Origin of the sequence: Streptomyces sp. NBC_00358, assembly GCF_036099295.1 — a bacterium.
Taxonomy (GTDB): Bacteria; Actinomycetota; Actinomycetes; order Streptomycetales; family Streptomycetaceae; genus Streptomyces.
Genome location: NZ_CP107976.1, coordinates 7,760,746 through 7,778,809, shown reverse-complemented (window position 1 = coordinate 7,778,809; position 18,064 = coordinate 7,760,746). Strand labels below are relative to the sequence as shown.

The following is an 18,064-nucleotide window of genomic DNA, read 5'->3' as shown; positions in this document are numbered from 1 at the left end:
CCAGCAGAGTTGCGCGGGTGTATCGAACGACGACGACCGCGACGCTCCTGGTCGCCGTGGCAGTCACCGCCCTTTCGGGCTGTGTGACCGTCCAGCGGCCACCCGCCTCCGGCTCCCCTTCCGCCCCGGCCCGGCCCGCCGCGCCGCATCCGGACGGCAGGGCGAAGCCCAAGAACATGCAAGAACCGGCGCGGGAGGCGCTGGAGCGCGTCGGCCCCTCACGGAAGCCATCTCCCGACGCGGAGACGTCACGGCGGGCGGCTCCCCCGTCCCAGGCCGTGGCACCCCCGGCTCCTCCGCGGCCCGCCCGCCCGGTCCCGCGCCAGGAACCCCGGCAGGCGAAACCCCGAGTCGCCGGCCCGCCCGGCGCCCCCACCCTTCCGAAGCGTTCGAACGTGTGCGCCCTCGGCAAGAAGTTCGGGGGCTGGGGCGCGGACAGTCCGGAGGCGGTCATCTGCGTGAAGGCCTACGGAAACTGACGGTGTCCCGGGACCGGCGGGACGGCTCAGGGCCGCTGTCTCGGCGGCCCCAGGGTCTCGCCCCCGGAGCCGCCGAAGCGGCCGGTCTCCGGCGCGGTGCCGGTGTCCCGGAGTCTCAGCTCCAGGCGGCCGATCGCCGCGCGCACACCGTCCCCGTACCGGTCGTCCGCGAGGGCGCCGACCGCGGCGCGGGCCCGGCGCAGATGCGTGCGGGCGGCCTCGGAGCGGCCGAGCTTCGCGTAGTCGGCGGCGAGGTTCAGATGCAGCGAGGGATAGAACGCGCGCACGGCGAGGGACTGGTGGGGCTCGGCGACCCGGCCGTCCGTCAGTTCCTCGGCCGCCGACAGAGCGCGCAGGTCCCAGGCGAGTTCGTCCGTGGGGTCGTCCTGGGTGTCGGCCATGTAGTGCGCCAGGGTGCAGCGGTGCAGGGCGTCGCCGCCCTCGCCGATCTCTCCCCACAGGGCCAGGAAGCGGCCACGGGCCTCCTCGCGGTCACCGGCGTGGTGCAGCATGACGGCCTGTCCGATCCGGGTCATCATGGCGTCCGGCGCCGCCTGCTCCTGTTGCTCCGCCACCGCGTCCTCCAGGATCGTCACTGTCCCGCACGACGCTAGCCGCAGCCGTCGGCAATCCCGCTCAGGCGCCCCCGTACGCCGCTGGGCCAGGCCGGTGACGGTCCCGCCCAGCGGCCCGGCGCTCAGCCCAGGTCCGGGATGCGCCAGTCGATCGCCTCATGGCCCTGGGCGGCCACGGCCTCGTCGATCTGCGTGAACGGACGCGAGCCGAAGAACTTCTTCGCGGACAGCGGGGAGGGGTGCGCCCCCTTCACCACCACGTGCCGCTCCTCGTCGATCAGCGGGAGCTTCTTCTGCGCGTAGTTGCCCCACAGCACGAAGACCGCCGGGTCGGGGCGGTCGGCCACCGCGCGGATGACCGCGTCGGTGAACTTCTCCCAGCCCTTGCCCTTGTGCGAGTTCGCCTCGCCGGAGCGGACGGTCAGCACCGCGTTGAGCAGCAGCACACCCTGTTCGGCCCACGGCATCAGATAGCCGTTGTCCGGGACCGGGGTGCCCAGCTCCTCCTTCATCTCCTTGTAGATGTTCCGCAAGGAAGGCGGGGTCTTCACCCCGGGACGGACCGAGAAGCACAGGCCATGTCCCTGGCCCTCGCCGTGGTACGGGTCCTGACCGAGGATCAGCACCTTCACCCGCTCGTACGGGGTGGCGTCGAGCGCGGCGAAGACCTCCTCCCGCGGAGGGTAGACGGGGCCCTTCGCGCGCTCCTCCTCGACGAACTCGGTGAGTTCCTTGAAGTAGGGCTGCTGCAGCTCCTCGCCCAGGACGCCGCGCCAGGACTCGGGCAGCATGGCGATATCGGTCACGTCAACTTCCTTCGATGTGCGATGACTTCCTCACCACAGAACCTACCGTCGCCCACTGACAATCGGTTCCGGGCCCGCGTCGGGGCCCCGGGCCCGGTACGGTGTGCTCCCGCGGCACGCCGGGAGCGGTGCCGGACCGGACTCCGGCACCTGCTCACCGGGCCGGTCACCAGCTCGTCTTGCGGGCCAGTTCCCACATCGTCATGATCGTCGACGGGTCCAGTGCCCGCTCGGCGCCCGAGATCTCCTCGCTCGCGGCCACGTACTGCCTGCCCTGCCACAGTGGCAGCAGCCGGGCGTCGTCGACGAGGATGCGCTGGGCCTCCTCGAACTGCTGGGCCACCGCCGCGCGATCACTCACGCCGCGCGACTCGGGCAGCAGATGGTCGGTGATGCGCGGGGCCGGATAGGGCGTACCGAGTGCGTTCCGCTCGCCGACGAAGGGGGCGATGAAGTTCTCGGCGTCGGGGAAGTCGGGGAACCAGCCGCGGCCGAACACCGGGTAGTCGCCCGCACGGTAGCCCGCTTCGTAGGTCTTCCAGGGGCGGCTCCTGAGCGTGACGGTGAACAGGCCGGAGTCTTCGAGCTGGCGCTTGAGTTCGCGGAACTCCGGGGCGGTCTCGGATCCGTAGCGGTCGGTCGTGTACCAGAGGGTGAGCGGGACACGTTCGCCGATGCCCGCGTCCCGCAGGATCTTGCGTGCCTTGGCCGCGCTGGGGCTTCCGTACGCGTCGAAGTAGCCGGTGGTGTGGCCGCTCAGGCCGGCCGGGACCATCGAGTAGAGCGGGTCGACCGTGCCCCAGTACACCTTGTGCGCGATGGCCGGCCGGTCGACGATCTGGGCGATCGCCCTGCGGACGGCGGGTTTCCCCGCCCACGGGTCCTTCGGGTTGAAGACCAGGTAGCTGATCTCGGTGCCCGTGCCGTCGATGAGCTGGATGCCCTTTCGGGCGCCCTGGCCCCGCAGGGCGACGATGTCCGAGGCGGCGAGGCCGCGGTAGGTGACGTCGATCTTCTTGCTCTTCAGGGCTCCGGCCAGTTGGGCCGAGTCCTGGAAGTAGCGGATCGTGACGGCGTCGTTCCTGCGCTGGGCGAAGCCCTCGTAGCGGTCGTTCCTGACGAGTTCGGCCTGCTTGCCGTCCGTGTAGGAGGCCAGGCTGTACGGCCCGGAGCCGACGGCCTTGTCGTCCTCGCGCAGGGCGTCGGCGGGATAGTCCGCGGGGTCGACGATCGACATCGCGGGCGTGGCGAGGACGAACGGGAAGGTGGCGTCCGGCTTGTCGAGCCGGAAGACGACCACACGCCTGCCCAGCACCTGGACGCGGTCGAGACTGCCGAGCAGACCGGCGGGACCGCCGCGTACGCCGATCGTTCTGATCCGGTCGACGGAGTGCTTGACGGCCGACGCGTCGAGGGCGTCGCCGTTGGAGAACCTCAGGCCCGGACGCAGTTCGCAGCGGTAGGTGCGGTTGGTTCCATCCGTGAACGCGCACTTCTCCGCGGCGTCGGGCCGCGGGGTGACCGAGCCGTTCGGATAGCTCAGCAGCGTCTGGTAGATGTTGCGGAACAGCTCCCACGAACCGTCCCAGGAGGCGGCCGGGTCGAGCGTGCTCGGGGCGCTGGTGGTGCCCACCACGATCGGTCCCTTGTCGTCGGACGATCCCGAGGAGAGCAGGCCGCACCCCGCCACCAGGGTTATGGACGTGATCGCCGCCAACTGTCGTAGGCATCGGTTCCGGTTGAACACGTGCACGCTCCTCGATCCGCCGTACCAAGGGTCGGGAGACCATACCGCAGTGCCCCACCGGGGGAACCGAATTCCCGGCAGGGCACTTGATCAGCACGTATGTGAGTACGTTGTCAGTATTCCGTGAACGCGTCGGCACTGCGGACATCGGCCCGCGCACCGTTCGGAGACGGCCGGCCGGTTGTCGACTTCCGACAAGGGCCGACTGGTTGTCCCCTCACTCGGGAGCAGCCGGCCGGCCCTCGGGTCACTCGACTCCGGCGTTGAGGAAGATCCCGCCGTCCACCACGAGCGTCTGGCCGGTGACCCAGTCCGACTGCTGCGAGGTGAGGAACGCGGCGGCTCCGCCGATGTCGGAGGGCACGCCGAGCCGGCCGAGCGGGTAGGCCGCGGCGGCCTCCGCCTCACGGCCCTCGTACAGTGCGGCCGCAAACTTCGTCTTCACCACCGCGGGTGCGATGGCGTTGACGCGCACCTTGGGCGCGAACTCGTGCGCGAGCTGCACCGTCAGGTTGATCATCGCGGCCTTGCTGATGCCGTACGCGCCGATGAACGGCGAGGGCGCGAGACCGGCCACGGAGGCGATGTTGACGATCGCGCCGCCGTTCTCGCTCTGCCATGCCTTCCAGGTCTGCTGGGCGAAACCGAGCGCGGAGACGACGTTGGTCTCGAAGACCTTGCGCGCCACGTTGAGGTCCATGTCGGCCATCGGCCCGAACACCGGGTTCGTACCGGCGTTGTTGACCAGGAAGTCGACACGGCCGAAGGCCTCCATGGTGCGCTGCACGGCGACGGCCTGGTGGGCCTCGTCGTGGGCCTTGCCGGCCACACCGATGACGCGGTCGGCGCCGAGCGTCTCGACGGCCTCCTTGAGGGCGTCCTCGTTGCGGCCCGTGATGCAGACCCGGTCGCCGCGGGCGACCAGTGCCTCCGCGACGCCGTAGCCGATACCGCGGCTCGCACCCGTGATGAGCGCGACCTTGCCCGAGAGTTCGGGGAGCGTGGTCATGTGCTTTTCCCTCGCGCCTAGTTGAGCGGTCCGCCGGCCACGTACAGCACCTGGCCGGAGACGAATCCGGCGGCCTCGCCGGTGAAGAAGGCGATGCTGTTGGCGATGTCGTCGGGGTTGCCGACGCGCTGCACGGGGATCTGGGTGGCGGCCGCGGCCTGGAAGTCGTCGAAGTCCATGCCGACGCGGGCGGCGGTGGCGGCGGTCATGTCGGTGACGATGAAGCCGGGCGCGACGGCGTTGGCGGTCACACCGAACTTGCCGAGCTCGATGGCCAGGGTCTTGGTGAGGCCCTGGAGACCGGCCTTGGCGGTGGAGTAGTTGGCCTGGCCGCGGTTGCCCAGCGCCGAGGACGAGGACAGGTTGACGATCCGGCCGAACTTGGCGTCGACCATGTGCTTCTGGCAGGCCTTCGCCATCAGGAAGGCCCCGCGCAGGTGCACGTTCATGACGGTGTCCCAGTCGGACGCGCTCATCTTGAACAGCAGGTTGTCGCGCAGGACGCCCGCGTTGTTCACCAGGATGGTCGGCGCGCCGAGCTCCTCGGCGATCCGCGCGACGGCGGCCTCCACCTGGGCCTCGTCGGAGACGTCGCAGCCGACCGCGAGGGCCTTGCCGCCGGCCGCGGTGATCTTCTCCACGGTGTCCTTGCACGCGGCCTCGTCGAGGTCGATCACCGCGACGGCGCGGCCTTCCGCGGCCAGTCGTACGGCGGTCGCGGCGCCGATGCCGCGCGCGGCACCGGTGACTACGGCAACGCGCTGCTCAGTGGTGGACATTGCTGGTTCTCCTCGCCCTTGGAAAAGCCGGCCCAAGCCCGGCCAAGCTGTCTCGACACCCTTGCGGAGTCTTCGGGGTCCCGGAAGACCCGCGGCTCGCACGGTACGCCCGTCCGGTGAGCGACCGCTTAGTACCTTCAGCAGACGTGACGCTAGAAGCCCTGGCACCCGGTGTCAACGGCACACCGCGCGCATGTGATCCATTACCTGACGAGGAGCTGGAGCAACCGCTCCGTCTCGACCCGCGGGTCGGCGGTCAGGCCGGTGTGCACCGGGCCCGGCCGGACCACGGTCGAGCGCGGCGCGATCAGCCAGCGAAAACGCCGTCCGGCGTCGTCACCTGCTGCTTGACCTGCGACTTTCCCACCGGCACAGACGCTCTCGACAGCGCGCAGCGCGGCCCGTACGCCCGCCACGTCGGCGTCCGGGTCGAGCGCGAACAGCTTGGCCTCGTCCAGATGGGTGCGTACCGCGACGAAGGAGTGGGCGCGGCAGTACACCAGCACACCCGCGTTGAAGCACTCGCCGCGGTCGGCCCGCGGCACCACGCGCAGCAGCGCGTACTCGAAGACGTCCCGCTCGCTCACTTGTCCCCCTCGATGCCGTCGCCGCCCTTGATCCGCTCATGGATGACGCCGGCGCGCGCCAGGAGCGGCCGGACATAGGCGCGCCGCAGCGCGTCCACCGAGTCGAAGCCCGGTTCGTCCGCCAGCCAGGCGTCGGGGATCTCGGCGGTGACCTCGGCGAGCAGTTCCTCGGTGACCAGCGGGGCCAGCTCGGCGGCGGCCGAGGCGATGTCCGGGCCGAACGGGGTGAGCGCGTGGTCGGAGATGTCGTACGGCTTGGCGGCGGAGGCCTCCGCTCCTGGCCAGTGGTGGTGCCAGATCATCGTGGCGCCGTGGTCGATGAGCCACAGGTCGCCGTGCCACATCAGCAGGTTGGGGTTGCGCCAGGAACGGTCGACGTTGTTGACCAGGGCGTCGAACCAGACGATCCGGCCGGCCTCCTCGGCGCTCACCTCGAAGGCGAGGGGGTCGAAGCCGATGGCACGGGAGAGGAAGTCCATCCCGAGGTTCTGGCCGCCGCTCGACTTCAGCAGTTCCTGGACCTCCTGGTCCGGTTCGGCGAGTCCGAGGACCGGGTCGAGGCCGATGGTCACCAGGCCGGGCACCCGCAGGCCGAGCCGGCGGGCGAGTTCACCGCAGACGACCTCCGCGACGAGTGTCTTGCGCCCCTGTCCCGCGCCGGTGAACTTCATGACGTACGTCCCGAGGTCGTCGGCCTCGACGAGTCCCGGCAGCGAACCGCCCTCACGCAAGGGCGTGATGTAGCGGGTGGCGTTCACTTCCTTGAGCATCGCCCCAGGTTACTGGGGTGGTCCCGGACGGCGGACGCAACCCGGGCCGCCGGCCGTGGGAGCGCCCGGATCCGGCGGCCGGGGTGGATCATGACCCATGCGGCTCCCCTGTCGGCGCGCTGTCGATCCGGTCAAGAAGTCTCCATCCCGTGAACAGGGCGCACGGTGGGGCCGTACCTCTGAGCAGATCCACATCACGTCCGCTGAAGGGAAAGCCAGCATGACCAGCGAATCGCTTCACCCCGCACAGGCACCGGCCCGGCGCACCGTCGTGGCGGCGGTCGGGGCGGCAGGACTCGCCGTCGCGCTGACCGCGTGCGGGGCGGACGACAAGGCCTCCGACTCCGTGGGCTCCGGCAACGGGGCGAGCAGCGGGGGCTCGGGCGGCGGCGACAACGGCGCGGCCGGGAACGCGGGCGGCACGGAGCTCGCCAAGACCAGCGACATCCCCGAGGGCGGCGGCAAGGTCTTCGCCGACAAGGGTGTCGTGGTGACCCAGCCGGCCGCGGGTACCTTCAAGGCCTTCTCGTCCAAGTGCACCCATCAGGGCTGTGCGGTCAAGGGCATCGCGAACGGGGTCATCACCTGTCCCTGTCACGGCAGCCAGTTCTCCGCCACCGACGGCAGTGTGAAGAAGGGGCCCGCGACGAGCCCGCTGGCCGCCGCCACGATCACCGTCGACGGGGACTCGATCAAGCTCGCCTGACCGGCGACCGCCCGAGGGCCGGCGTCAGCGGCGTCCCTTGAAGCAGGCGAGCACGTCGTCGGTGGTCGTGATCGTGGCGACCAGCGCCAGCGTGTTGCGGATCATCGCGGGGGTGTACTCGGCGGGCACCCCCGCGATGGCGTCGGCGGGCACGACGACGGTGTAGCCGCGGTTCACCGCGTCGAACACCGCGTTGGGGACGGCGATGTTGGCCGAGACCCCGGTCACGACGAGAGTGCGGCAGCCCAGGTTGCGCAGCAGCGGGTCGACGTCGGTGCCCTCGATCGGTGACAGACCGTGCAGCCGCCGTACGACGAAGTCCTCCTCGGCGACCTCGATGGGCGGAGCGATCCGCACCGCGGTCGTGCCGGTCAGCTGCTGTACGGGCAGTCGCTCGGCCGCGCGGAACAGCCGGGCGTTGCGGTTCGCGCCGCGACCGTCGGGACGGCGCTCGGCGACCGCGTGGATCACCTGCACCCCGCTCTCGTGCGCGGCGGCGACCAGCCGGGCGACCTGGGTGAGCGCTCCGGACGACCTCGCCTCCCTGGCGAGTTCGGGCAGCGCGCTGTCCTGGCCCACGACACCCTGTTGGCACTCCACGGTGAGCAGTACCGTGCCGACGGGGTCGAGGAGTTCGCTGAGTTGCTCGAACGACGGCATGGCTCTCCTTGTCGTCGCGGGTCGGGACGGGCGAGAGTAACGACCATTGCGTGAGGACGGAAGACGCCTCATGCTTTTCTGACGGAACGTCAAGAACTGTTGCGGGGCCCCTTGGCCGGGTACGCAACGGACCGGCCCGAGCCGGATCCGGACTCGGCCGGTACAGGTGCGGCCCGGGGCGGGCCGCGGACACAGCTCGGCACGGACAGAGCCGAGACACAGAGAAGACGAGGGGACCGTATGGCCGTCACTCAGCGCAGAGGCCGGAAGATCATGATGACTCCCGGTGAACTGGACGAGTTCCTCACCACCCAGCGCACCTGCCGCGTCGCCTCCGTGTCCAAGGACGGGGTCCCGCATGTGAGTGCCCTCTGGTTCACCTGGGACGGCACCTCGCTGTGGCTCTACTCGGTCGTGCGCAGCAAGCGCTGGGTGCAGTTGCGCAACGACCCGCGGGTCGCGGTGGTGGTCGACTCCGGTGAGGATTACGGGGAGTTGCGGGGCGTGGAGCTGTCCGGCACGGTGGAGTTCGTCGGCGAGTTCCCCCGCACCGGGGAACTGTGCGCCGAACTCGACGTCCCTGAGACCCTGTTCGCGCGCAAGAACTTCGGCCTGGAGGAGATGCCGCACGACGGCCGGCACGCCTGGATGCGGCTGACCCCGGACGCGATCGCCTCCTGGGACTTCCGCAAACTCCCTCCGCTGTAGGCGGACCCGCCCCTCACCGTCCCCTACTCGACGGCCTCACCGGCCCTGCGCAAGGCGTCCACCGCCGCCCTGATCGACGGCCGGCGGTCGGCGTCGGCCCGCCACACGACGTAGACATGGCGACGGACCCGCTGCCGGACCGGCACGGTGACGACACCCTGGGGCATCGGACGGCGCCCGAGGAGCGGGGCCACGCACACACCGAGCCCGGCGGCGACGAGTGCGAGCTGGGTGTGCGTCTCCCCGGCACGGTGCCCGATGCGCGGTTCGACGCCCTGGGAACGCAGCGTGAACATCAGCCACTCGTGGCAGAACTCGCCCTCGCCCCAGGTGATCCACTCGTCGTCGGCGAAGTCCGCGAGGTCCACCTCGGCGCGGCCCGCGAGCCGATGACCGGCCGGCATCGCCACATCGGCCGGGTCGTCGAGGATCGACGCCTTCACCAGGCCGTCGGGCAGCGGCATCGGCTTGTTGTACCAGTCGAGCACGACCGCCAGGTCCAGGTCGCCGCGCAACACTCCCGCGACCCCGGCCTCCGGCTCCAGCTCGCTGGAGCGCACCCGGAGTCCGGGGTGCTCTTCACGCAGCTCGGCGAGCGTCGCGGGGAACAGCCCGCGCGCCGCCGTCGGGAACGCGGACAGCCGCAGCTCACCGACCACCTGACCACGCTGCGCCTCCAGGTCGGACTGCGCGAGCTCGACCTGGGACAGGATGCGTGCCGCGTGCTCGGCGAGGAGCCGTCCGGCGTCGGTCAGGCGCACGCCACGGCCGTTCTTGGCGAGCAGTCGCTGTCCCACCTCGCGCTCCAGTTTCGCCATCTGCTGGGAGACGGCCGACGTGGTCACGTGCAGCCCCTCGGCCGCGCCGCTCACCGAGCCGTGCCGGGCCAGGGCGTCGAGGGTGCGCAGTCGCTCCAGATTCAACATGTAAGTGATGCTACGAGATATCACTTGAGTATTCTCGCTTGTGCTACGAGATTGTTCTGCCTCATTGTTGCCCCCATGAGCACCGTCGCCTCCCCCCGCCCCGTCACGCCGACCGGCGTCGAACCCCGGCCCCGCACCACCCTCGACTGGCGGATCCGCTTCGGCGCCCTGTCACTGATCTGGGGCTTCAGCTTTCTGCTCATCAAGGTCGGCACCGAGGGCTACGCGCCCTTCCAGGTCACCTTCGGGCGGCTGCTGTTCGGGACGGCGGTGCTCGCGGCGGCGATGGCGGTGAAGCGGGAGCGGCTGCCGCGCGGCGCGCGGACGTGGGGGCACCTCACGGTCGCGGCCTTCCTGCTGAACGCGCTGCCGTTCTCCCTCTTCGCCTACTCCGAGCTCACCATCCCCTCCACGCTCGCCGGCATCTGCAACGCGACCTCACCCCTGTGGGGCATGGCCCTCTCGCTGGTCGCCCTCTCCGAGGACCGGCCGACCCGGCTCAGGGTGGCCGGTCTCGGCCTCGGCTTCCTCGGCGTCCTGACGGTCCTCGGTGTCTGGCAGGGCTTCCACGGCCTGGACGCCACGGGCACGGCGATGGCACTGCTCGCCTCGCTCAGCTATCCGGTCGGCTGGATCTACGTCCGCCGGACCCTGGCCGGCACCGGCTACTCGCATCTGTCGATGACCGGCGCCCAACTGCTCGTGGCCACCGCTCAACTGGCCCTCGTCACCCCGCTGTTCACCACGTTCCCGAGCCATGTCGCCTGGGTGCCGCTGCTCGCGGTCGTCGCACTGGGAGCCCTCGGCACCGGCCTGGCCATGCTCGTCCAGTACGGCATCGTCGCCGAGGTCGGCCCGACGACGGCCCAGATGGTCACGTACTTCATCCCGGTCATCGCCACCGCCGCAGGTGTCGCGATCCTCGGCGAGTCGCTGGCCTGGTCGACGCCGGTCGGCGCGGTGATCGTCCTCGCCGGCGCGGCCCTCACCCAGGCGAGGCCGCGCCGCTGACGCGCGCGGCACGCGCGGTCCCGGCCCCACGACTCCTGCCGTCAGGCCCGCACGCCACCCGTGGCGCGGGCCCCGTGCCACCCGTCGCGCAAGCCCGGTGACACCCGTCGTACGGCCCGCCGGCAGGCAACCGCCGTACGGGGCGCCTGACGCCGCCCGGCATCGCGGGCTCCGGCGGGGCGTCGGGCACCGTGCGGGCTCCGGCGGGGCGCCGCCTCAGTCGTACCGTCGGGCGGGGTCAGACGTACCGGCGGGCGGGTGCCGGTCCCACGGCGGACGCGACGGCGTCCGCGAGCGGCTCGGTGTCCTCGGGCCGAAGCGTCGAGACCGTGATCCGGATACCCGGCGGAGCGCTCATCCGGAAGCGGGCGCCGGGCGCGACCGCCCAGCCCGAGTGCAGCAGCCGGGAGACGGCCCCGGTCTCGTCCGGGACGGGGATCCAGACGTTCATCCCGCTGCGCCCACGGGCCTCGACACCGCGCGCCTTCAGGGCGGCGATCAGAGCGTCACGGCGCTCCCCGTACGCGGCCGCCACGGCCCCGGCGTCGACGACGCCGGACGTCCACAGATGGACCACGGCCTTCTGGAGCAGGCGGCTCACCCAGCCGGGCCCGAGCCGCTGCCGCCCGTGCACGCGATCGACGGTGACGGGGTCGCCGGTGAGCACGGCGAGCCGGAGATCGGGCCCGTACGCCTTGGCGACGGACCGGACGAAGGCCCAGTTGTGCGTGACCCCGGCGAGGGGGTGCAGGGGCAGGTCGACGATCGAGTGACCGTGGTCGTCCTCGATGAGCAGGGTCCGCGGGTACTCCCGGAGCACGGACCGCAGGGCACGCGCGCGTGGGCCGGTGACCGCGGCGCCGGTGGGATTCTGTGCCCGGTCGGTGACGATCAGCGCCCGCGCCCCGGCCGCCAGCGCACCCCGCACCTCTTCGGGAAGCGGCCCCTCGTCGTCGACGCCGACCCCGACCGTACGCAGCCCGAGCGCCGGAGCGAGGTCCAGCAGACTGCCCCAGCCGGGGTCCTCGACGGCCACCACGTCGCCGGGCCTGAGGTGGGCCATCAGGACGCGCTCGACGGCGTCGAGCGATCCGGAGGTGACGACCACGGGCCCCTCGGGCACACCGTCGGCGTCGAGTGCGGCGCGGGCGAGTCGCTCCAGCTCCGGTTCGACGGCGTCCTCCCCGTACTGCACGGGATGCCGGCCGGACTCCCGGGCCGCCGCCGCGAAGGCCTCGACGAGGAGGGGCAACAGGGCGGGATCGGGGTTGCCGTCGGCCATGTCCCGCACCCCCTCGGGGACCTCGACGCGAAGGTACTCACGCCCTGTGGTGGCCGGCTTCGGGCGCACCCTGCTGCCCCGCCGGCCGGCGGTCTCGATGACCCCGCGCTCGCGCAGCGTGCGATAGGCGGCCGCGACGGTGTTCGCGTTGACCCCCAGCTCGTCCGCCAACTCCCGCATGGGTGGCAGTAGTTGCCCCGGCTCCAGGTCACCCGATCCGACCGCGCGCTCGACACTGGCGGCGATGTCGGCTGCGCGACGCCCTTCGATCCGATACTCTCCTAGCACAAAACAGATTATGCACTAGTGCAATGGAGAAGGCAATGTCGGAGACGAGCACCGAGCCGAGGACGACGGGGTCCGCCGCCTACACCCCGACCGACCGCACCGTCCCCACCCGATCCAGGGAACGCGCCGCGTACGACCACGAGCTGGTGCACGCGATACTCGACGAGGGGTACGTCTGCCACCTCGGCTTCGTCCGTGACGGCGCGCCGGTCGTCCTGCCCACGCTGTACGCGCGGGTCGGCGGGCGCCTCTACGTGCACGGCTCGACGGGTTCGCGCCCGCTGCGGATGACCGGACAGGCCGATCCCGGGCTGGCCGTCTGCCTGACCGTCACGCACGTCGACGGACTGGTGCTGGCCCGTTCGGCCTTCCACCACTCGATCAACTACCGCTCCGTGGTCGTGCACGGCGTCGCCCACCAGGTGACGGACCCCGACGAGCGGCGTCTGGCGCTCGACGCGCTGGTCGACCATGTCGTCCCGGGCCGCTCGGCCGACTCCCGGCCCGCCAACGCCAAGGAGCTCGCGGCCACCGCCGTGATCAGCCTGGATCTGGACGAGGTCTCCGCCAAGGTGCGCAGCGGCGGCCCGAACGACGAGCCCGAGGATCTCGGCCTCCCCCACTGGACCGGCGTACTCCCGCTGACCAAGGGGTACGGCGCCCCGGTCCCTGCGGACGACCTGGCCCCGGGCATCGAGGTGCCGGACTACCTGACCGCCCGGTGAGGGTGCCGCCCGAACGGGCGGTGCACCGGGACACGAGCGGTTGAGCCCGGGGTGCGGGCCCCACGGACCCGCACCCCGGTCCACACGGACGGACACCCCGGCTCCCACCCGGGCCGGCGCAGGCCGCGGCGCCCCCTCGGGAACACCGGCAGCGCCGCTCCCCCGGACCTCACACGAGAAGCACCTCCTGGGGCGCCGCGCGCCGTTCGGCCCCGGCGGCGCGCGCCTCCGCCACCGCGAGTCCGGCGACCGAGCCGAGCATCAGCAGGGTGCCGACGAGCGTCGGCAGGGTGAGCCGCTCGCCGAGCAGACCGACGGCGAGCGCGGCCGCGCCGACCGGCTCCAGAAGCATGATCACGGACACCGTCGCGGAGCGGACGACCGCGGCCCCGGCGAAGAAGAGGGCGTAGGCCAGCGCCGTGGGAACGGCGGCGATGTACGCCAGCAGCAGGAGCACCCGGACCGGGTGCGCGGCATGCGGGACCAGCCCTTCGGCGAGCCCGAGCGGCAGCAGGCAGACGGTGGTGACGGCGAACGTCCACACCGTCGTACCGGACCCGTCGGCGCGGCCGTCGCGGCCCCACCACCGGGTGAGCAGCGTCATCGCCGAGTATCCGGCCGCGGAGAGCACCGCGAGCACGACACCCCAGGGGCGCACGGTGGCGCCCTCACCACCCAGGACCAGTACGCCGAGCCCGGTCAGTGCCCCGGCGACGGCGGCACCCCCGCCCCGGCCGAGCCGTTCCCCCAGGACCCACCGGGCGCCCAGCGCGATGAGCACGGGACCCGCGCCCAGGGTGACGACGGTCGCCACCGCGAGTCCGGTCTCCCGCACGGCCGCGAAGTAGGCGGTCTGGAAGAGGGCCAGCCCGAGGCCCGTCAGACCGATCCGCAGCGCCTTCCGGCCGAGCGGTTCGCGCACCACGGGGTCACCCGCGCGCAGGACGGGGCGTCGGCCGGGGCGCACGCGTACGGCGAGCAGCAGGGCGAGTCCGCCCGCGCAGCGCCAGAAGGAGAGGGCGACCGGTCCCAGGTCGCCGGCCCGGTAGACCAGTGACGCGGCGGCGCCCGCGGTGCCCCAGGCGGCACCGGCGACGATCAGATAGAGCAGGCCTCGCCCGACGGGCAGGCCGACAGCGGTGTTCGACACGTGTTCTCTCCGCAGTTCCGCAGAAGGTCAGAAGTTCGGGAAGGGACCGCGTCGCAGCCCGTGCCTCGGGGGCAGGGCGTACGGAAAGGTCCTCGGACTTCGTCTGCGGGCAGCGCCGTTCCGCCCGGCACTGGGCCGGGCCGGTGTTCCGGTATGCCCGCCTCAGGCGGCCGGAGGCGGAAGAACGAGCGTCGAAGGCACGATCAGCACCTTAGACGGCCGTTCCGTGGGCCGCCAGTTCCCTTTCGGCGTCCCCCGGCCCGCTCGCGACCGGCTCCCGCGAGGGTTTCGCCGGGGCCGACGACTGCGCGATGAACGCGCCGAGCAGGACCACGGATCCGCCGACGATCTGCGGCCCCGAGAGGTGTTCGCCCAGCAGCACCCAGGCCAGGACGGTGGCGATCACCGCTTCGAGACAGGCCACGACGCCCGCGATCTGCGGGGAGAGTCTGCGTACGGAGACGACCCCGGTGACGTAGGCGACCACGGTGGCGACGAGCACGATCCAGCCGAGGAGCAGCGAGGCGGGAACCGACGTCCCGTTCATGTCCGCGCCGCCCGCGAGGACGGACCAGTCCATGGTCCAGGGACGCGCGATCGCCGTCAGCACGAGGGTGCCGACGAGCAGCCCGTACGCGATCACTCCCAGTGGGTCGGGTGCCTCCTCCCCCGCGTCGCTGCCCTGGTCGGACAGCACGAAGTAGCCGACCTGGCAGCAGGCGGCACCCAGCGCGAGCAGCAGTCCGACGACATCGAAGCCGAGCCCCGACCACACCTCGACCACGCAGGCGAGTCCGCCGACCGCGAGGACGACCCCGAGGGCCGCGCCGCGCGAGACGGGACGGCGCTGCACGAAGCGCACCCAGCCGAGGACCAGCGCGGGGGCGAGGTACTCCACGAGCAGGGCGACACCGACGGGGATGCGCGAGATCGCGGCGAAGTAGCAGGCCTGGACACCGGCCACGCCGAGCAGTCCGAACCCGGCGAGCAGCGCGGGGCGCCGCTTCACGAGCGCCCGGTGCCGCACGGCGAGCGGCAGCATGACGAGGGCGGCGCCCGCGACCCGCAGCCACACCACGTGGAGCGGGTCGAGTCCCGCCTCGATCAGCGGCTTGGCCGCGACACCCGATCCCCCGAAGGCGAGCGCCGACACGAGCGCGAGGCCCAGGCCGACGCCTCTTCCGTGGTTGGCCTGACTCCTTTGAGACGTATGCACGGCCACATGATGACAGGCGACGACATGAGCGTCACCCCTGATGACACCTGTCTCATCGGCTGGACTCGGACACCCGGGCGCGACGATGACCGCCGGGCGGCGCGACGGAACACCAAGTCAGGGCATCCGCAGGCTCGTTCCGCCGCACCCGGTCCGGACCGGGTCCGGCGCGCCCGGTCCGGACCCGGTCCCGCACTCCCTTCGACCACCAGGTGCTGGGCGCGATGGCCCAGGCGCAGTCGCAGCGCCTGTTCTCCCGCGCCCTCCGGGGCCTCAGCAGTCCGCGTGGCCCGTGTCGCCGCCGCTCGCGCGGTCCGCGCAACCGCTCTCGATCCGCTCCAGCAGCGGCGACAGCTCGACACCGGCGCGCGCGAGGACCTCGACGGCCCGTGACCGGGGGTCGGCGACGAGGGCCGCGAGCAGGTCGAGACCGCGGGCCCGTTCGTCACCCCGCAGGACGGCCCGCTCGTACGCCTTCTCCATGGCGGCGGCCGCCACCGGGGACCAGCTTCCACCGGCGGCCACCGGAGCAGCACCGGTGTCCGCGACGGCGCTCTGCCAGCGGAGTCCGTATCCGATGCTGCGCTGGACGAGGTAGCCGAGCAGCCGGGCCATCTGCGGCCCGCCTTCGAAGACGGCGCGCACCTCGGGGTCGGACTCCAGCAGGGAGTGCAGCAGATGGGCCGTGTCGATCTGCCGGTCCCCGTCGCGCAGCGCTCTTCTGCGCGCACCGGAGACCACCGGGGCCAGCTCCGCGCTGAGGCCGGCGTCGATGCCGGGCCGGTTCGGGCCGCTCGCGGCGGCGGACTGCTGGGGGATACGGGACGACACAACCTCTACCCCATCAGTCCCGTGCCGCCGGGTCATCCGCGGCGGGCAGCATCTTCAGATCCGACACAGGGTGGGCATCCCTGCGCGGGTTCTCCTCCTTACGGATGACTTCGCGCCGATTTCCCCCCGAGGCGCACGCCGCCTCGCTTCGCGCCCCCGACCGATCGGGCCGCACCGGCTTACGCCCCATCGCCTCTTCGCGCACGCTCCCTCGCACCTTCGCACACTCTCCCTCGCACCTTCGCGCGCGTCCGCCGCCCCGGCTCCACGCGCGCTCGTCGCGGCCCGACCGGACCACCGGCCCGTCGCCCCCTCCCCCTCCACTGCCCTCTCCACAATTTCTGACGGTTCATCAGTATTGAATGTTCCAGGACCTGGGGCTACGTTCCGCGACACCGTAGCTGCGCCGGGCGCAGCGCCCGACACGAAGGGGTGGTCGCATGGCCGAAGTCAGCGCGGAAGCACGTATCGAGGCGCCCGCCGAGAAGATCTGGGCCCAGCTCACGGACTGGTCCGCCTACGGCGAGTGGAACGCGACGCACACCAACTTCCCGAACGGCGGCCCCGAAAAGCTCGAAGTCGGCGGCACCTTCGCGGAGAACATGAAGCTCATGGGCTTCCCGGCCGAGGTCACCTGGACCATCGAGGAACTGGAGTCCGGCCGCACCCTGGCCATCCACGGCAAGGGTCCGATGGCGGTGAACGTCTCCACGCGCTACACGCTCACCCCCGACGGCGACGCCACGTCGGTACGCATCGACGGCGAGTTCACGGGCGCGGCCGTCTCCTTGATGGCCGGCAAGCTCAAGGACTCGGCGACGGCCGCCCTCGACGAGTCGCTGCGCAAGCTGGCCGGGCTGGTGGCCTGAGCCCCGCACCTCCCCGCGTCGCACGAGGCGGCGCCCGGCGCTCCGTATGCGGAAAGGCGCCCCGCGGAAACACTTCCGCGAGGCGCCGGCAGATACCACAGCACGCCGTCAGTCCTCGTCGGCGAGGATCAGGTACAGCTTCTTGCGGGCTTCGTTGATGACCGCCAGCGCCTTGTCGCGCTGACCCTTGCTGCCGGTCTTCCAGACCTGGCCGAAGGCCTCCATGAGGCCGAATCCGGCCTGCCGGATCTCGTGCAGCGACTCCCAGTCGACCCCGCGCCCGGCCTCTTCCCACGGCGCGTCGGGACCCTCGTCGGCCGCGCTGCGACCGGACTCGGTGAGCGAGAACAGCTTCTTGCCGCCCTCCGCCTCGCTGGTGATCAGACCCTCGTCCTCCAGTAGCTGAAGGGTCGGGTACACCGAACCCGGGCTGGGCTTCCACGCCCCGCCGCTGCGCTCGGCGATCTCCTGGATCATCTCGTAACCGTGCATGGACCGGTCCTTGAGCAGGGCGAGGATCGACGCGCGCACGTCACCGCGCCGCGCCCGCCCCCGCGGTCCGCCCCGGCCGCCGCGCCCGCCCCAGGGGCCCGGGCCGAAGCCGGGTCCACCGAAGCCAGGACCGCCGGGACCACCGGGACCGCCCGGCCCGAAGGGCCCGAAAGCCCCCCGCAGCCCCTCGAAGCCGCCCCGACCACGAGGGCCGGGTCCGCCGTGGTGTCCGTGTCCATGTCCGTGTTCGTATCCGAAGTCTTCTCCACGGGAACGCATCGCAATCACTCCATTCCATCGTTGATCGGTCGCGATGCGTCAACGATATATCGGAAGAGTTCGAGTGACAAGCCCCTTGGCGAAGGGCGGGCTGTCCCGTCTCACCGAAGGCTGAGCGGTTCTCACCGAAGGTTGACGGGCGGGCCCTCGTCTCAGGAGAGTCTGACCG

Annotated in this window: 20 protein-coding genes; 6 read left to right on the top strand and 14 right to left on the bottom strand. The window is 71.7% G+C overall.

Going from position 1 to position 18,064, the window contains the following annotated elements; translation table 11 throughout:
- Positions 1 to 17 precede the first annotated feature (17 nt).
- On the top strand, positions 18 to 479 hold the full coding sequence (locus tag OHT01_RS33275) for a hypothetical protein (RefSeq protein WP_328556803.1): 462 nt from the start codon (positions 18 to 20) through the stop codon (positions 477 to 479).
- Between the two features lie 26 nt (positions 480 to 505).
- Here OHT01_RS33275 and OHT01_RS33270 read toward each other — a convergent pair whose 3' ends face one another.
- The 7 genes from OHT01_RS33270 to OHT01_RS33240 form a co-directional block, all read right to left on the bottom strand.
- Positions 506 to 1,054: a hypothetical protein gene (locus OHT01_RS33270; protein WP_328558353.1), complete on the bottom strand. Its 549-nt coding sequence runs from the start codon at positions 1,052 to 1,054 to the stop codon at positions 506 to 508.
- Positions 1,055 to 1,176: 122 nt separating this feature from the next.
- On the bottom strand, positions 1,177 to 1,860 hold the full coding sequence (gene ung, locus OHT01_RS33265; RefSeq protein ID WP_328556802.1) for a uracil-DNA glycosylase: 684 nt from the start codon (positions 1,858 to 1,860) through the stop codon (positions 1,177 to 1,179).
- 166 nt (positions 1,861 to 2,026) lie between these two features.
- Entirely contained in the window at positions 2,027 to 3,607 is a 1,581-nt protein-coding gene (locus tag OHT01_RS33260; protein ID WP_328556801.1) for an ABC transporter substrate-binding protein, read from the bottom strand.
- Between the two features lie 247 nt (positions 3,608 to 3,854).
- On the bottom strand, positions 3,855 to 4,616 hold the full coding sequence (locus OHT01_RS33255; RefSeq protein WP_328556800.1) for an SDR family oxidoreductase: 762 nt from the start codon (positions 4,614 to 4,616) through the stop codon (positions 3,855 to 3,857).
- A gap of 17 nt (positions 4,617 to 4,633) precedes the next feature.
- A complete protein-coding gene (gene fabG / locus OHT01_RS33250; protein WP_328556799.1) occupies positions 4,634 to 5,395 on the bottom strand; it encodes a 3-oxoacyl-ACP reductase FabG in 762 nt (253 codons plus the stop codon).
- Positions 5,396 to 5,598: 203 nt separating this feature from the next.
- Positions 5,599 to 5,982, bottom strand: a complete 384-nt coding sequence (locus OHT01_RS33245) for a DUF3037 domain-containing protein (RefSeq protein WP_328556798.1) — start codon at positions 5,980 to 5,982, stop codon at positions 5,599 to 5,601.
- A complete protein-coding gene (locus tag OHT01_RS33240; RefSeq protein WP_328556797.1) occupies positions 5,979 to 6,752 on the bottom strand; it encodes a HipA family kinase in 774 nt (257 codons plus the stop codon). The genes OHT01_RS33245 and OHT01_RS33240 overlap by 4 nt, the downstream gene beginning before the upstream one ends.
- 220 nt (positions 6,753 to 6,972) lie before the next feature.
- Between OHT01_RS33240 and OHT01_RS33235 the strand changes: the two genes are divergently transcribed.
- Positions 6,973 to 7,458, top strand: a complete 486-nt coding sequence (locus OHT01_RS33235; RefSeq protein WP_328556796.1) for a Rieske (2Fe-2S) protein — start codon at positions 6,973 to 6,975, stop codon at positions 7,456 to 7,458.
- A gap of 24 nt (positions 7,459 to 7,482) precedes the next feature.
- Here the strand turns inward: OHT01_RS33235 and OHT01_RS33230 are convergent, their stop codons facing one another.
- Positions 7,483 to 8,118, bottom strand: a complete 636-nt coding sequence (locus OHT01_RS33230) for a cysteine hydrolase (RefSeq protein WP_328556795.1) — start codon at positions 8,116 to 8,118, stop codon at positions 7,483 to 7,485.
- A 240-nt stretch (positions 8,119 to 8,358) separates the two neighbouring features.
- Between OHT01_RS33230 and OHT01_RS33225 the strand changes: the two genes are divergently transcribed.
- Entirely contained in the window at positions 8,359 to 8,826 is a 468-nt protein-coding gene (locus tag OHT01_RS33225) for a pyridoxamine 5'-phosphate oxidase family protein (RefSeq protein WP_328556794.1), read from the top strand.
- Between the two features lie 23 nt (positions 8,827 to 8,849).
- Here OHT01_RS33225 and OHT01_RS33220 read toward each other — a convergent pair whose 3' ends face one another.
- Positions 8,850 to 9,752, bottom strand: a complete 903-nt coding sequence (locus OHT01_RS33220; protein WP_328556793.1) for a LysR family transcriptional regulator — start codon at positions 9,750 to 9,752, stop codon at positions 8,850 to 8,852.
- 75 nt (positions 9,753 to 9,827) lie between these two features.
- Here OHT01_RS33220 and OHT01_RS33215 point away from each other — a divergent pair, with 75 nt between their 5' ends.
- Complete coding sequence (locus OHT01_RS33215; RefSeq protein ID WP_328556792.1) at positions 9,828 to 10,763, top strand: DMT family transporter; 936 nt, start codon at positions 9,828 to 9,830, stop codon at positions 10,761 to 10,763.
- A 238-nt stretch (positions 10,764 to 11,001) separates the two neighbouring features.
- Here the strand turns inward: OHT01_RS33215 and OHT01_RS33210 are convergent, their stop codons facing one another.
- Positions 11,002 to 12,333, bottom strand: coding sequence for an aminotransferase class I/II-fold pyridoxal phosphate-dependent enzyme (locus OHT01_RS33210; RefSeq protein WP_328556791.1), 1,332 nt, complete (start codon positions 12,331 to 12,333; stop codon positions 11,002 to 11,004).
- Positions 12,334 to 12,356: 23 nt separating this feature from the next.
- Between OHT01_RS33210 and OHT01_RS33205 the strand changes: the two genes are divergently transcribed.
- Positions 12,357 to 13,058, top strand: a complete 702-nt coding sequence (locus tag OHT01_RS33205; protein WP_405917669.1) for a pyridoxamine 5'-phosphate oxidase family protein — start codon at positions 12,357 to 12,359, stop codon at positions 13,056 to 13,058.
- A gap of 169 nt (positions 13,059 to 13,227) precedes the next feature.
- Here the strand turns inward: OHT01_RS33205 and OHT01_RS33200 are convergent, their stop codons facing one another.
- From OHT01_RS33200 to OHT01_RS33190, 3 genes are all read right to left on the bottom strand, one after another.
- Positions 13,228 to 14,208: a DMT family transporter gene (locus OHT01_RS33200; RefSeq protein WP_328556789.1), complete on the bottom strand. Its 981-nt coding sequence runs from the start codon at positions 14,206 to 14,208 to the stop codon at positions 13,228 to 13,230.
- 211 nt (positions 14,209 to 14,419) lie between these two features.
- Positions 14,420 to 15,430, bottom strand: coding sequence for an EamA family transporter (locus tag OHT01_RS33195; RefSeq protein WP_328556788.1), 1,011 nt, complete (start codon positions 15,428 to 15,430; stop codon positions 14,420 to 14,422).
- 267 nt (positions 15,431 to 15,697) lie between these two features.
- Positions 15,698 to 16,291 (bottom strand): Clp protease N-terminal domain-containing protein, encoded by a 594-nt coding sequence (locus OHT01_RS33190; RefSeq protein ID WP_443043477.1) that lies wholly within the window; start codon positions 16,289 to 16,291, stop codon positions 15,698 to 15,700.
- Positions 16,292 to 16,695: 404 nt separating this feature from the next.
- On the opposite strand from OHT01_RS33190, the gene OHT01_RS33185 reads away from it, so the two are divergent.
- Positions 16,696 to 17,124, top strand: coding sequence for a type II toxin-antitoxin system Rv0910 family toxin (locus OHT01_RS33185; RefSeq protein ID WP_328556786.1), 429 nt, complete (start codon positions 16,696 to 16,698; stop codon positions 17,122 to 17,124).
- Positions 17,125 to 17,232: 108 nt separating this feature from the next.
- Here OHT01_RS33185 and OHT01_RS33180 read toward each other — a convergent pair whose 3' ends face one another.
- Complete coding sequence (locus tag OHT01_RS33180; protein WP_328556785.1) at positions 17,233 to 17,895, bottom strand: PadR family transcriptional regulator; 663 nt, start codon at positions 17,893 to 17,895, stop codon at positions 17,233 to 17,235.
- Positions 17,896 to 18,064 lie beyond the last annotated feature (169 nt).

Coding starts and splice junctions, on each gene's coding strand:
- OHT01_RS33255 (WP_328556800.1), bottom strand. CDS start 4,616: ATGACCACGCTCCCCGAACTCTCGGGCAAGGTCGCGCTCATCACGGGT.
- OHT01_RS33205 (WP_405917669.1), top strand. CDS start 12,357: ATGGAGAAGGCAATGTCGGAGACGAGCACCGAGCCGAGGACGACGGGG.
- OHT01_RS33185 (WP_328556786.1), top strand. CDS start 16,696: ATGGCCGAAGTCAGCGCGGAAGCACGTATCGAGGCGCCCGCCGAGAAG.
- OHT01_RS33190 (WP_443043477.1), bottom strand. CDS start 16,291: ATGACCCGGCGGCACGGGACTGATGGGGTAGAGGTTGTGTCGTCCCGT.
- OHT01_RS33235 (WP_328556796.1), top strand. CDS start 6,973: ATGACCAGCGAATCGCTTCACCCCGCACAGGCACCGGCCCGGCGCACC.
- OHT01_RS33240 (WP_328556797.1), bottom strand. CDS start 6,752: ATGCTCAAGGAAGTGAACGCCACCCGCTACATCACGCCCTTGCGTGAG.
- fabG (WP_328556799.1), bottom strand. CDS start 5,395: ATGTCCACCACTGAGCAGCGCGTTGCCGTAGTCACCGGTGCCGCGCGC.
- OHT01_RS33225 (WP_328556794.1), top strand. CDS start 8,359: ATGGCCGTCACTCAGCGCAGAGGCCGGAAGATCATGATGACTCCCGGT.
- OHT01_RS33230 (WP_328556795.1), bottom strand. CDS start 8,118: ATGCCGTCGTTCGAGCAACTCAGCGAACTCCTCGACCCCGTCGGCACG.
- OHT01_RS33215 (WP_328556792.1), top strand. CDS start 9,828: ATGAGCACCGTCGCCTCCCCCCGCCCCGTCACGCCGACCGGCGTCGAA.
- OHT01_RS33220 (WP_328556793.1), bottom strand. CDS start 9,752: ATGTTGAATCTGGAGCGACTGCGCACCCTCGACGCCCTGGCCCGGCAC.
- OHT01_RS33180 (WP_328556785.1), bottom strand. CDS start 17,895: ATGCGTTCCCGTGGAGAAGACTTCGGATACGAACACGGACATGGACAC.